Source organism: Sporomusa sp., from assembly GCF_035561155.1.
Classification (GTDB): domain Bacteria; phylum Bacillota; class Negativicutes; order Sporomusales; family Sporomusaceae; genus Sporomusa.
The window spans coordinates 1-12,445 of record NZ_DATMYD010000008.1; the positions used below are offsets into that span (position 1 = coordinate 1).

10 protein-coding genes and 7 tRNA genes are annotated in these 12,445 nt (G+C 44.8%); 14 read left to right on the forward strand and 3 right to left on the reverse strand.

From position 1 onward, the window contains the following. Nucleotides 1-284: 284 nt before the first annotated feature. The 7 genes from VN447_RS01510 to VN447_RS01540 all read left to right on the forward strand — a co-directional run bounded on the left by VN447_RS01510 (nt 285) and on the right by VN447_RS01540 (nt 6,035). A tRNA-Asp gene (locus tag VN447_RS01510) sits at nt 285-361 on the forward strand. A gap of 9 nt (nt 362-370) precedes the next feature. After that, nucleotides 371-445: transfer RNA gene (locus tag VN447_RS01515), tRNA-Gly, on the forward strand. 3 nt (nt 446-448) lie between these two features. Continuing rightward, nucleotides 449-524 (forward strand) — tRNA-Trp (locus VN447_RS01520). A 278-nt stretch (nt 525-802) separates the two neighbouring features. Beyond that, entirely contained in the window at nt 803-3,799 is a 2,997-nt protein-coding gene (gene fdnG / locus VN447_RS01525) for a formate dehydrogenase-N subunit alpha (protein WP_325522103.1), read from the forward strand. Between the two features lies 1 nt (nt 3,800). Further along, entirely contained in the window at nt 3,801-4,613 is an 813-nt protein-coding gene (locus tag VN447_RS01530) for a 4Fe-4S dicluster domain-containing protein (protein WP_325522105.1), read from the forward strand. Next, nucleotides 4,606-5,295 carry a formate dehydrogenase subunit gamma gene (locus tag VN447_RS01535; protein ID WP_325522107.1) on the forward strand — a complete coding sequence of 230 codons (690 nt, stop codon included), beginning with the start codon at nt 4,606-4,608 and terminating at the stop codon, nt 5,293-5,295. Before VN447_RS01530 ends, VN447_RS01535 begins: the two co-directional genes overlap by 8 nt. Continuing rightward, nucleotides 5,292-6,035, forward strand: a complete 744-nt coding sequence (locus VN447_RS01540) for a formate dehydrogenase accessory protein FdhE (RefSeq protein ID WP_325522109.1) — start codon at nt 5,292-5,294, stop codon at nt 6,033-6,035. The genes VN447_RS01535 and VN447_RS01540 overlap by 4 nt, the downstream gene beginning before the upstream one ends. Before the next feature lie 49 nt (nt 6,036-6,084). Here the strand turns inward: VN447_RS01540 and VN447_RS01545 are convergent, their stop codons facing one another. From VN447_RS01545 to VN447_RS01555, 3 genes are read right to left on the reverse strand one after another with little or no spacing between them, the layout of a single operon-like run. Continuing rightward, the gene (locus VN447_RS01545; RefSeq protein WP_325522111.1) at nt 6,085-6,885 is read right to left on the reverse strand and encodes an ABC transporter ATP-binding protein; all 801 of its coding nucleotides are present in this window, start codon (nt 6,883-6,885) and stop codon (nt 6,085-6,087) included. A 22-nt stretch (nt 6,886-6,907) separates the two neighbouring features. After that, complete coding sequence (locus VN447_RS01550) at nt 6,908-7,654, reverse strand: ABC transporter permease (RefSeq protein WP_325522113.1); 747 nt, start codon at nt 7,652-7,654, stop codon at nt 6,908-6,910. A gap of 30 nt (nt 7,655-7,684) precedes the next feature. Then, on the reverse strand, nt 7,685-8,761 hold the full coding sequence (locus VN447_RS01555) for an ABC transporter substrate-binding protein (RefSeq protein ID WP_325522115.1): 1,077 nt from the start codon (nt 8,759-8,761) through the stop codon (nt 7,685-7,687). 145 nt (nt 8,762-8,906) lie between these two features. On the opposite strand from VN447_RS01555, the gene VN447_RS01560 reads away from it, so the two are divergent. From VN447_RS01560 to VN447_RS01590, 7 genes are all read left to right on the forward strand, one after another. Beyond that, nucleotides 8,907-9,569, forward strand: coding sequence for a hypothetical protein (locus tag VN447_RS01560; protein WP_325522117.1), 663 nt, complete (start codon nt 8,907-8,909; stop codon nt 9,567-9,569). 36 nt (nt 9,570-9,605) lie between these two features. Continuing rightward, complete coding sequence (locus VN447_RS01565; protein ID WP_325522119.1) at nt 9,606-9,968, forward strand: response regulator; 363 nt, start codon at nt 9,606-9,608, stop codon at nt 9,966-9,968. Nucleotides 9,969-10,114: 146 nt separating this feature from the next. Beyond that, a tRNA-Asp gene (locus VN447_RS01570) sits at nt 10,115-10,191 on the forward strand. 208 nt (nt 10,192-10,399) lie between these two features. Next, nucleotides 10,400-10,475, forward strand: a tRNA-Phe gene (locus VN447_RS01575). 10 nt (nt 10,476-10,485) lie between these two features. Further along, nucleotides 10,486-10,559 (forward strand) — tRNA-Gly (locus VN447_RS01580). A gap of 14 nt (nt 10,560-10,573) precedes the next feature. After that, nucleotides 10,574-10,650, forward strand: a tRNA-Pro gene (locus VN447_RS01585). Between the two features lie 314 nt (nt 10,651-10,964). Beyond that, nucleotides 10,965-12,167: a threonine synthase gene (locus tag VN447_RS01590; protein ID WP_325522121.1), complete on the forward strand. Its 1,203-nt coding sequence runs from the start codon at nt 10,965-10,967 to the stop codon at nt 12,165-12,167. Nucleotides 12,168-12,445: the final 278 nt, after the last annotated feature.

The window sequence follows — 12,445 nt, forward strand, 5'->3', positions numbered from 1 at the left end:
TAAGGAAATTAGGCTTTATCACCATAAGTGAAAGATATTCATTAATACACTAATTCTATTGAACCGCCGTATACCGAACGGTACGTACGGTGGTGTGAGAGGTCGCTGAGTAAATAATTACTCAGCTCCTACTCGATTTTCGCTGAAACTGTAGCAAACGGACAATATAGAGAAAAAAACAGAGGTATAAGTAAATATTTTTATAAAATAACCTCTAATAGGTATTGATATTATGTCAAAAGCATGGTAATATTAGATCTCGTCAGGGAGATAATAATTAACACGGCCCCGTGGTGTAGCGGTCTAACATGCCGCCCTGTCACGGCGGAGATCGACGGTTCAAATCCGTTCGGGGTCGCCATCCTGACTTGCGGAAGTAGCTCAGCGGTAGAGCATCGCCTTGCCAAGGCGAGGGTCGCGAGTTCGAATCTCGTTTTCCGCTCCATATAGGGGTATAGCTCAATTGGTAGAGTAGCGGTCTCCAAAACCGTTGGTTGAGGGTTCAAGTCCTTCTGCCCCTGCCACACAAGAAATGAAAAGAACGCCTGTAGGCGTTCTTTTTTTATGCAATAAATTGGTTGAACGCAATAATTCTGAATGAACGCAAAGTAAAAAACAGGTTGGTTTATAAAACATTCCACTCAGCGTTGAATTGTTACATCTTGGTATATTTTACTATCGATTATCCTGTAAAAGCATCATAATGAATAAGAAGTCTACAATCAGAATAATTGAAATATTTCCGCATTGTTGCGCTGGGCCAAGTAGACTTTAATAATAACCTTAGTATAAGGAGGTAATTATGAGGCTGAACAGACGGCAGTTTATCAAGCTATCTGCTTCGACAATGGCTGTATTTGCGGCAGGATTAGGTGTAGACGAAAACGCGGCTAAAGCAGCGGGACGGAGTTGGAAGCTTAGAGACACAAAGGAAGTCCCGGCCATCTGCCATTTTTGTGCCGGAGGTTGCGGGATCATTGTTCACACCAAGGACGATGAAGTTATTAATATCGAAGGAGATCCAGATCACCCCACTAACCAGGGATCGCTCTGTCCGAAGGGGGCTGCCCTGGGCAAAGTACGCCACAACCCGAAGCGCGTGACCAAGCCTATGTACCGGGCAGCTGGTAGTACTAAGTTTGAGGAAATTTCCTGGGATAATGCGATTGACAAAATAGCCAATAAAATAAAAGATGTCCGTGAGTCAACCTGGAATGAGGCTGCCAACCGAACAGATGCGATTGGGGTATTCGGGTCAGCAGAAATTGACAATGAAGAGTGTTACCTTGTAACCAAACTATCCCGGCTGATTGGGGTTCAATATCTTGAGCATCAGGCGCGTATGTGACACTCCCCCACGGTGACAGGTCTGTCACCAGCATTTGGCCGGGGAGCCATGACAAATTCATTTAATGATATAGCAAATTCTAAGTGTATTTTGCTAGGTGGTTCTAACGCAGCGGAAAACCACGCGATTGCAATGCGCTATGTGATGGAGGCCAAAGGGAAAGGAGCAAAAATAGTTTGTGTCGACCCCCGTTTTACTACATCGGCAAGTAAAGCTGATGTATTTGCTCAAATTAGACCAGGCACAGACATTGCTTACCTAGGTGCAATCATCAATTATATTCTCGAAAATAACTACTATGATCGTGATTATATAGTTAACTTCACTAATGTCTTGTGTAAGGTAAACCCTGACTTCAATTTTGATGAAGGTTTGTTTTCTGGTTATAACGCTGAAAAACGCAGTTATTCTACTGATAGCTGGACCTATGTGCTAGATGATCAAGGTCAGCCAGTTAAGGCCGAAAACCTTGATGATCCTGGTACTGTGTTTAGTTTGCTCAAAAAACATTTCAGCCGCTATACATTTGCCAAAGCAGAGGAGATTTCAGGTATACCTGCAGATAAAATTAAACAGATTGCTGATACCATGGTCCAAAACCGCCCTATGTCAATCTTGTATGCCATGGGTATCACTCAACATACAACCGGATCGCAGAATGTAAGATGCTACACTATTCTTCAACTGTTGCTAGGCAACATTGGTAAAGCCGGTGGAGCCATCAATGCATTGCGCGGTGAGCCTAATGTACAAGGATCTTCTGATTTTGCCGAACTTAGTCACATCCTCCCCGGATACATCTCTATGCCGCTTGATACCGAAAAGGACACTACTGCTTATGGTATGCGGGTAGGTAGTTCTGCCCGCAAACATTTGATATCACTGCTGAAAGCATGGTTTGGTGCTCACGCGACAGAGGAAAACGATTATTGCTTCAGCTATCTGCCCAAAAATCAGTCTGGTAAACAGATTTCAATTGTTTCCATGCTGGAGGAGGCCGCCCAGGGCCAATTTAAGTTGTTGTTTAATATTGGCACAGATTTAATGGTTAGTATTGCCAACAATCAGTTGGTAACCGCCGGATATTCTAAAGCTGATATGGTAGTGGTTCTTGATCTGTGGGAGAATGAAACCGCTTCCTTTTGGAAAGCACCTGGCGTAAACCCACAAAGCATAAACACCGAAGTGCTTCTATTACCAGTCGCCTTTTGGTGTGAAAAGGGTGGTAGCCTTAGTAATAGTGCCCGTTGGGTGCAGTGGAAAGATGCGGCAGTCAAGCCGGAGGGAGATACCAAGCCTGATCTGGATGTGATTGATCTTATATTTAAAAAGGTACGCAATTTATACGAGGGAAGCACTGCTGCCAAGGACCAGGGTATCATAAAAGCTACTTGGGATTATGACCATGGGCATGAAGCAGATCCGGAAAAAGTACTTAAAGAGATTAACGGTTACAATTATGCGCAGGGTGGCGGTCTAATAAAAACGCTGGGAGAATACCTTGCAGCTCCAGTCGGAACAGTATCAAGCGGGTGCTGGGTATATGCGGGGGTATTTGGTAACGGCAACTTGGCTAGACGCCGGGATAACCGGGATACCAGTGGGCTGGGCTTATTCCCTGGCTGGACGTACTCATGGCCGGCCAATATACGCATTTTGTACAACAGAGCGTCATGTGATACCAATGGCGAACCTGTAGACCCCAAAAAGGCGTTAATCTGGTGGGATTCGTTGAAACAGCAATGGGTGGGCAATGATATTCCTGATATTATGAATCGCAGTAAGGGGCCAGATACACCGGAAGGCCAGGCGGCTTTCAGAATGACAGCTGAGCGAATGGGGCGTCTATTTGCGGCTAAATTCGCAAACAAACCCCAGGGAGTGTCAATGCCGGTTGATGTGTCAGCACTTGCATCCGATGGGCCGCTACCCGAGCACTACGAACCTGTCGAAAGTCCAGCGATTAATACGTTCCATCCCAAGGTTCAAATTAACCCAGTGGCCATTGTTCGCGAGACCTTAAAAGACATTCAAAAGGTTGGCAAATCTGACCAGTTTCCTTATATATTAACAACTAACCGTGGTGGAGCGGCGCACTTTTGCTCAGGTGCAGTAACCAGAAATATTGACTGGTTAAACGAATTAGCGCCAGAGGCTTACCTGGAACTAGATACCGTTCTTGCCGGCAAACTGGGTGTAAAGTACGGTGAAATGGTTGAGGTCGCTTCTGCTCGTGGTGCTGTAAGGCTTAAAGCTGTCGTCACAGACCGGATTCAGCCTCTTGCTATCAACGGCAACCAAACACATGTCGTTAATGCCCCTTATGGATGGGGATTTACGGGTCTTGCGACAGGACCCAGTATTAACGCCCTTACCATTTCGGCCATGGATCCTGCTGGCGGAACTCCGGAATACAAGGCATGCTTGTGTGACATAAGGAAGGTGAAGTAAGATGGCAGAAAAGATGATGGCGCTTTACGATAGTTCTAAGTGCACAGGATGTGGGGCCTGCAGTGTAGCTTGCAAACAATGGAATAGCTTACCAGGCGAAAAAACCAGTTTGGTTAACAGTTACCAGACTCAGAATGTGCATTCTTCTGCCACATGGACCTTCATGAGTTATCAGGAAACCTATGAGAACAAGCGAAACAATTGGTTTTTTCGTAAGAACCAGTGTATGCATTGCACTGACGCTGCCTGTGAAAAGGCCTGTAATTATAAGGCTATTTCCCATAACGAACAGGGTTTTGTTGTAATTGATCACACAAAATGTATCGGTTGTGGATATTGCACAACCAACTGCACCTTTCATATTCCCAGAGTGGATGCCAAATTGGAGAAATCGACCAAGTGTACTGGCTGCTCAGATAGGGTGGAACAAGGTTTAAGTCCGGCTTGTGTCAAGGTATGCCAGCCTCAAGCCCTTATTTTTGGTGGGAAGCAGGCAATCGTTAAGCAAGCAAGAGAACGAGTCCAACAACTCAGAGCATCATATCCAAGGGCTAACTTTTATGGGGATGCAGAACTGGGGGGCCTGAATTATGCCTGTGTCCTGCTACGTGAGCCGCAATTTTACAATCTGCCGGCAAATCCGTCTGTACCGTTATCCCTCACTATCTGGAAAGACTGGGTATTACCTCTTGGAGGCCTTGGTATAGCCGGTGCTTTAGCCATGGTAGGGATAGGTACCTTCATGAATTATCGGGGCGGTGCAGGTAAAGGGCATCACACTGATGAGGGAAAAGGAGGGGATGTACATGATTAAGCCTGATGACGCTGGCAGGATTAAAAGATTTTCTGTTGCAGAGCGAGTATCCCATTGGGTACACACCTTCGCGTTCTTTACCTTATTTTTTACTGGTCTTGTGGCAATGACACCTTACTTTGCATTCTTGGCCCCCCTGTTCGGCGGACTGCATAACGCACAGATCGTACATCGCTGGCTGGCTCCTATATTTTCAGTATGTTCGCTTGCTATACTGATAATCGGTGATTGGAACGGCTTCAAGCGGTGGATAAAAAGCATTACCGATCTGGGTAAAGATGATATCATCTTTCTTCGGGACTTTCCCCAAGAATTTATGGGGGGGCATCCCAAACTGCCTGAGCAGGGGATGTTCAATGCCGGTGAAAAAATGAACTCTATATTCATTACACTGGGCGGCGGAACTGTATTAACAGTTACTGGCATTATTATGTGGTTCCCTGAGTATTTTCCTCTGGCGGTAGTAAGATGGTCTTACCCTCTGCATAGCATTACAGCCATGGTATCTGTTGCCGCAATCAGTATGCATATGTTTATGGCCTTAATTCATCCTGCTTCGAAGGAATCAATCAAGGGAATGCTTTATGGAACTGTTGACCGTAAGTTTGCAGCAGGTCATCATCCTAAATGGTATCGAGAGGTAACAGGACAAAATACTACATGCAAAGGAGAATCGGAATGATCAGGGCTGGTAGTAACAAATATTTCAAAATACGCCATTGCCTTTCCCTGTGGCAGCAACAGGAGGCGTGTAAAACAGCTAAAGCGGAAATAAACCGACATGCTGACGAGTGGAATAAACGGATATCTGCCGGATTGCCGGCATTTGATGAAGCCGTATTTCCGCTAGCACTTGCTGCAGATGCTCTTGTTACCGTGATTTACACAATGGAACAAAAGTCAGTATTACCTGAAGAGGCACAACGTCTTATCGAGAGCTATCTTCAGAGTAAAACTTGTGAAGAGATTATTTCTCAAGGTTTGGCAGACAATCAATTGCGCATGTATATCCACTTTGTATGCCAGACAGTGATGAACATCATGGCTGAGAGTATTCACAGAGAAGAGGTGTCAAAGTCATGGCGGAAGAATATCTGTCCGGCCTGTGGATCAGCTCCGGCGTTAGCGTATTACGACGACAACGGTAAACGTAAACTGGTGTGTGGAACATGTACAACTCATTGGCAATTCAAACGGCTTAGTTGTGCCGCCTGTGGCGAAGAAAGTCACAACAACTTACGGACTTTAGAGTGTGGCGGCGAATGTCCGGGATGGTCTGTACAGGTATGCAAAACATGCCACGGATATCTAAAGGTGGCTGACCTGCGGGAACTTGCCCAAGCTCCTGATTGGATATTAGCCTATGTGTCTACATTACCTATGGATTTTGCGGCAGAGAGATGGCTGTCAGAAAATTTCTAACGTCTACTAATAAAAATCCACTGAGAGATGGTTCTCAGTGGATTTTTTCTTAGCTGTCAGCCAGCTCAATCTCTTTAACCTTTAATACCTCTTCGCGCAGTGTAAGCCAAATACTCTGGAACAACTCGTTGTAACGGAGTGTAGTTCGGATCGCTGAAATGTCGCGAGGGCGGGGAAGGTCAATGTCTACAATTGATTTTACAGTGCCAGGATGTGCCGTCATAATCATGATGCGATCACTGAGACATAAGGCTTCATCAATACTATGGGTGATAAAGACGGTTGTTTTTTTGCTTATTTCCCAAATCCTTAGTAGCTCTTGTTGTAGAAGAATCCTGTTTTGCTCATCAAGTGCACCGAAGGGCTCATCCATCAGCAGGATTTCAGGGTTATTGGCAAAAGCGCGGGCTACGCTTACCCTCTGCTTCATACCACCTGACAACTGATGGGGATATGCTTTAGCAAATTTGGTTAGCCCAATCATCCGGATATATTTTTCTGCAATCTCATAACGCTCTTTTTTAGGTACGCCTCGCAGCTTAAGGCCGTACGCAACATTGTCAATTACTGTAAGCCAGGGGAAGACAGATTGCTCTTGAAACACCATAGAGTTTACCGGACGGTCGCCTGTTGTAATTGTGATATCAACTGTACCAATAGATGCGGTGTCTAAGCCAGCGAGGATGCGGAGCAGCGTAGTTTTACCACAGCCGCTGGGTCCGACAATAGAAAAAAACTCACCATCACCTATAGAAGCGTTAATATCAGTAAGAGCGGTAACCTGACCACGGCTTGTAATAAACGTTTTTCCGATATTGTTTAAGATAATGCTGGTGCTGTCGTAAGGCATAACCGCACCTCCTTTAAATCTATTAGCTGGCCTGTTTCCACGGAAGCACCAGGCGTTCCATCCAGTCAAGTACAAGAGAAAAGATATAACCAAGTACTGATAGGGTAATAAGCGCAGCAAACATCTGCTCAATATCAAACATGTCATAGGCGCGCCATATCATCCAGCCTACACCGGCTTTGGCAGCCGACATCTCAGCGGCAACAATAAGGATGAGAGCCATGCCCATGCCAAGCTTAAGTCCGGCAAAGATCATAGGCAGCGCCCCAGGCAACGCTATCGTGAGGTAGAAGTCCTTGCGGCTGGCGCCGAAGTTTTTAGCGACTTCAAGATAAATTTTATCAATGTTTAAAACCCCAGCCATGGTATTAATAACTACCAGATAGAATACACCAATTGCGATAGTAAATATCTTAGAGGTTTCGCCTAGCCCAAAGATTAGGAGGATAAGTGGCATAATGGCCAGTTTTGGAATCGGATATGTAGCTGCAATCATGGGCTCAACAGCTGAGCGGACAAGGGGAGAAAGCCCCATGCTCATCCCTAGGAGAATCCCAGGAACGGCACCGGCAATAAAACCCCAGATTACTCTTAAAACACTTATCCAGGTGTTGTATATGAGGTCGCCGGAAAGCAGCAGGGGGAAAAAAGCCTGGAGAATAAGCGATGGACTTGAGAGCAGGCGGGTGTCAACGAACCCCAAGCGGGCTGCTGCTTCCCAGAGCAATAATAAAGTTAGTGGAGAAAGTATGGAAATAGCTGTTTTCATTATCATCAACTCCCGGTATAAGACATATGTTTACTGATATTTACCTAAAGTTTTTACGGCAAAGTCTACATATTTGTTATCAACAGCATCTTCCAGTTTAATCTCAGACTTTAGCAAGTTATTTTCTTTATACCATGCTAAATCTGCAGCAATGCCTTTTAACCGTAGATAGCCGTCCGGATTAAGCCCGGTAGGAAACATTTTTTCATATAATGCTGGGTCCTTGATAACTGAATATTTACTTAGCATATCGATTACTTCGGCTTTGTTCTTATTCTTGAAAAACGCATCATTATAGTCGCGCAGGGACTTTACGTAGGCAGTCATAAAGCGATTAGCTACATCAGGACGTGTGGTCATGCTAGTACCGTATACTAATAGCGCAATTTGGGCATCCGGATCATATTCAGAGGGGTCTTTCCAGGGGTCAACGATGCCTTTGGCGACGCCCTGGGTCACAAAGGGTTCAATTACCATAGCAGCATCAATACTTTTATTACCCAGCGAAACAAGCATATCGGGGAAGGCCCGGATTACCTGCATATCAATATCTTTGGTCGTCAAGCCGCCTTTAGCCAGAACCCGTGCCAGGCATATCTCATCTAGAGAAGCCGTGCCAACGACGGCAATCCTTTTACCGCGCAAATCGGCAAAGTCTTTAATACTATCAGCAAGATCTTTTCTTACCACTAAGCGGTAGTAGCCTTGGCCTGGGACGTTAATGCCTTTATCTGCTACCATTTTAACAGGTATGTCGCGGGACATGGCGTTTAATAGCCCGGAGGCGGTCACTGTTGCGCCAACATCTAATTGTCCGGCGGCCAGTTGATTAATCATTTCCTGACCTGAATTAAATTGTACCGGATCAATTTTAATGCCAAGATCCTGATAGTAGCCTTTGGCCATGCCGATGAGAATACCCGCATCAGAAATAACCTGCTTCATGCCAACTTTTACAACAGTTTCCTGCGGCAGTGCGTTTAAGCCTGGAGCCCATGCAGGTCCTCTTACCGGAGTAACTTGGGTAGCAGGTGCCTGACTGCAGGCAGTAATGAGAAAGGTGAATACAAGTAAGACTGACACCAGTCCACCCCAACGTTTCAACATATAGTTCCCTCCTTGTAAAAATTTGGTGATCATCGTAGAGCTACTTCATACTATTCGAAGTTTGTTTTTTGGTTACTTGATAGGCAGGTTTTTTTACTATGAGCCAAGAATACTAAGTATATAGGTTATAGGAGAGGACTAGTACATGGAAAAAATTATTGAAGAAGTAACAGGATGGGAATTTTTGCAAAAACTTCCCCAAGAGATGTGCGGGTTTATGCTTATTAATGAGTTAATGACGTGCGGCTCCCAGTACCGCATTTTTACATATAACAATCAAAATGCCAGGCGCAGCTTTACTGTTCTGTACGATAAAGCGACCAAGGATTTCTTAGTTCGTACGGTTATTGGATTAACTGAATTCTGCGATATCAGTTTTATTACCGGTAACTTAGCGGCGCTGGAAAAATTACTGACAGACCGGATGGAAAAAACGCTATGGGGATTAGCCCGTTTTGAACCAACCTGCTTATGCGCGCAATTTGCAGCAAAGAAAATTGTTGAGTGGACTTATGCAGCACAGCTACCTAAACAGTTGTCGGGATTTGAACTTTTCATAACTCCGCAAGAACCATTTAAAGGATTGAATGGTTCTTATGTTATAATAGACTATAGTGATTTTGCTACAGAGAGTAACCTAATTGTAAATTACAATATATTTCGCGATCAATTTTTTAGTGAAATACGACTCAGGCGAACACCGCTTATGACGGCTGAATTTGATGCCAAGACACTGCCAGATCTCGAAGAACGGCTAAAAAATAATCTAAATCCAACGCTTGAGAAGTTGCGGTTAAAGTTACAGTAATCCGAATTATGAACGCCAAATAAAGGAGGTTATGGAATGTCAAGAATTTTAGTTTGTGATGATTCAGCGTTCATGCGGATGATGTTAAAAAAACTGCTAACAGATAAAGGCCATGAGATTGTTGCTGAGGCAGGGGATGGGAAACAGGCAGTCCAGCTATACCGTCAGCACAAACCTGATCTGGTTACGATGGACATCACTATGCCAATAATGGACGGCATTGAGGCCGTAAAGCATATTCATGAGGAAGATCCGCTTGCCCGTATTATCATGGTAACAGCCATCGGGCAGCGTAGTATTATTACTGATGCTATAAAAGCAGGTGCATCCAGTTTTATCGTAAAGCCCTTTGAACCTGAGCAGGTAGAGGAAACGGTAAACAAGGTATTAGCTGGGTAAATCTAACTAGTAGATTTACTTGACGGTTTTTTACTATTGATATATAATAAATTTCGTTAATGCACATGTCTGGTATAAAACTGGTATTAATAAGTATTGACTTGAATAAGAAAGTGATATATACTTGAATATGCGATTTGTTAAGTGGCCCTGTGGTGTAGCGGTCTAACATGCCGCCCTGTCACGGCGGAGATCGACGGTTCAAATCCGTTCAGGGTCGCCAATTTACCTTAGTCTCCTGCGGGTGGCTAGAAATGTCCATATGCTAGGCGCGACGAGAACCGTAGCGGAGACGTACACGGAGTACGTTGAGCAACGGATCGCAGGAGCAACAACACCGTCGCCTATGAGGCTATTATAAGCCTACCTGGTGGCGAGAAGACTTGTTGTAACAGCATCGCACAGATGGGCGTTTATAGACAGCTGCACATGCCTCGGTAGCTCAGTCGGTAGAGCAGAGGACTGAAAATCCTCGTGTCGACAGTTCGATTCTGTCCTGAGGCACCATTTACTGTTTGCGGGTGTAGCTCAATGGTAGAGCACTAGCCTTCCAAGCTAGCTACGAGGGTTCGATTCCCTTCACCCGCTCCAAATACATAATTTATCGGGGCGTAGCTCAGCTTGGTAGAGCGCTACCTTGGGGTGGTAGAGGCCGCACGTTCAAGTCGTGTCGCTCCGACCAGATGAAATTAGCCAGTATCCTTGGATGCTGGCTAATTTTATTTATTGCAGGAACTATCCCTTGCACCTTTTTCCCAATGCTTTTTGCATCTACTTTAATTAGAAAACCCCGGAGAAAACTCAAACTGAGCGTGCTACACTAAAGTTTAAACTTGCGAGAGAAACTACTTGATTTGATTAAGATCAGATTTGAACTATAGTATATGAAGGCGGTATAATATTCATCAGTATATGGGGAGATAACCCCAGGTCGCCTCATGTAGATATAAAACCATATATTGACAAGATTTAATCGTTAGAAGGAGCGAACGTATTATGTATATGTCTCATCTGGAATGTCCCAAATGTAATGCTAAGCATGATCCTCATAAACTTACACAGGTATGTCCTGACTGTGGGGCGCCGCTTTTAGTTAGGTATGATTTAAATAAGGTAAAAGACAATTTTAAAAAAGAGAGCCTAGCTAACCGTAAACCGGATCTATGGCGTTATCGTGAACTATTGCCGCTTGTTGACGAAAAAAATAAGGTTAGTTTAGGGGAAGGGATGACACCGCTCCTTGCTTTGGACAAGCTTGGGAAAAAACTTGGTATTGAGCTTTATTTAAAAGATGAGGGCATTATTCCTAGTGGAACCTTCAAATCCCGCGGTGCAGCCGTAGGTGTGTCACGAGCCAAGGAACTGGGAGTAAAATCACTGGCTATGCCAACAAACGGTAATGCTGGCGCCTCCTGGGCTATCTACTCAGCGAAAGCAGATATCGACGCTTATATTGTTATGCCTGTTGATGCTCCTTCAATTACCCGTAATGAATGCGCTATTGCCGGTGCCAAGTTGTTCTTGGTGAATGGATTAATCAGCGATGCCGGCAAAATTGTCGGTCGGGCTGTGGCTAAGTTAGGTTGTATGGATGCTTCTACGCTCAAAGAGCCGTACCGCATTGAGGGGAAAAAAACCATGGGCTTGGAAATTGCTGAACAACTGAACTGGGAAGTCCCTGATGTTGTTTTGTACCCTACCGGTGGTGGCGTTGGCCTAATCGGTATTTATAAAGCCTTCCGCGAGTTACAGCAAATAGGCTGGATCGGTGATAGAATGCCCCGGATGGTTGCTGTTCAGGCCGAGGGTTGTGCACCTATCGTTAAAGCCTGGGAGGAGAAGAAACCGGCGTCTGAATTCTGGAATAATGCCTCCACTGTTGCTTTCGGCATTACCGTACCCAAAGCACTGGGGGACTTTTTGGTTCTTGATGCCATTTATCAGACCAACGGCTGTGCCATTGCCGTTACTGATGAAGAAATACTTAACGATCAAGCTGAACTGGCGTCTGTGGAAGGAACTTTTATATGCCCGGAAGGGGCGGCAAACTATACCGCAGCAAAAAAACTGCGTGAGAGCGGCTGGATTAAACCAAATGAGAAGGTCGTTATGCTCAATACCGGTACCGGGTTGAAGTATCCTGATACTGTTTGGGTGAATGTTCCTGTTCTCCAACCTGAAGAAGATATTCCAGTCTAAACGTTTGTACCAATGAGAGTACTTTCTGTATAGATCATTTCCTCCAGGGAAAACCATGGAGGTTGCAATCCGTTGACACAGCTGCCGAAACATGATATTATTGTTACTATTACAACGGGGCCACACAAATTCTGAGCCCATGATAAGACAATGTGCTGATCAGTTAACAAACTGAAGGCCAAGGTTCATACTATGAACCTTGGCCTTTATTAGTATATCAGAATTTATAAGTTTAAAGAGCCTGTAGCAGGAGAACTGGCGTGGGTTTGCGGAAACAG

What these genes read in the sequence shown, in the direction of transcription:
- VN447_RS01530 (WP_325522105.1), top strand. Translation starts at nt 3,801, where the DNA reads ATGGCAGAAAAGATGATGGCGCTTTACGATAGTTCTAAGTGCACAGGA.
- VN447_RS01535 (WP_325522107.1), top strand. Translation starts at nt 4,606, where the DNA reads ATGATTAAGCCTGATGACGCTGGCAGGATTAAAAGATTTTCTGTTGCA.
- VN447_RS01540 (WP_325522109.1), top strand. Translation starts at nt 5,292, where the DNA reads ATGATCAGGGCTGGTAGTAACAAATATTTCAAAATACGCCATTGCCTT.
- VN447_RS01545 (WP_325522111.1), bottom strand. Translation starts at nt 6,885, where the DNA reads ATGCCTTACGACAGCACCAGCATTATCTTAAACAATATCGGAAAAACG.
- VN447_RS01550 (WP_325522113.1), bottom strand. Translation starts at nt 7,654, where the DNA reads ATGAAAACAGCTATTTCCATACTTTCTCCACTAACTTTATTATTGCTC.
- VN447_RS01555 (WP_325522115.1), bottom strand. Translation starts at nt 8,761, where the DNA reads ATGTTGAAACGTTGGGGTGGACTGGTGTCAGTCTTACTTGTATTCACC.
- VN447_RS01560 (WP_325522117.1), top strand. Translation starts at nt 8,907, where the DNA reads ATGGAAAAAATTATTGAAGAAGTAACAGGATGGGAATTTTTGCAAAAA.
- VN447_RS01565 (WP_325522119.1), top strand. Translation starts at nt 9,606, where the DNA reads ATGTCAAGAATTTTAGTTTGTGATGATTCAGCGTTCATGCGGATGATG.
- VN447_RS01590 (WP_325522121.1), top strand. Translation starts at nt 10,965, where the DNA reads ATGTATATGTCTCATCTGGAATGTCCCAAATGTAATGCTAAGCATGAT.